Origin of the sequence: Dapis hubbardiae BLCC-M172 (assembly GCF_050016015.1) — a bacterium.
In the GTDB taxonomy this organism is placed as follows: Bacteria; Cyanobacteriota; Cyanobacteriia; order Cyanobacteriales; family Microcoleaceae; genus Trichodesmium.
In genome coordinates, this window is record NZ_JBNHEQ010000032.1 from 1 (window position 1) to 227 (window position 227).

The window sequence follows — 227 nt, forward strand, 5'->3', positions numbered from 1 at the left end:
GTCTGCAATAATTTCCCTTCAAGGTTCCACAATTTTACTGTTTTGTCATCACTTGTAGAAGCAATAGTCTCTCCATCCGTACTAAATGCTACACCGCTGACCATATCCTCATGGCCAGTGAGAGTCTGCAACAGATGCCCCTTTTGGTTCCACAATTTCACTGTTTTGTCAGAACTTGCAGTGGCAATAGTTTCTCCATTAGGACTAAATGCTACACCAAAGACCGA

1 protein-coding gene is annotated in these 227 nt (G+C 42.7%); it reads right to left on the reverse strand.

The genetic code is table 11. The features are described from left to right. Positions 1-227, reverse strand: a 227-nt coding sequence (locus ACP6PK_RS03690) for a WD40 repeat domain-containing protein (protein WP_426557849.1), incomplete at both ends; no start/stop codon positions are given.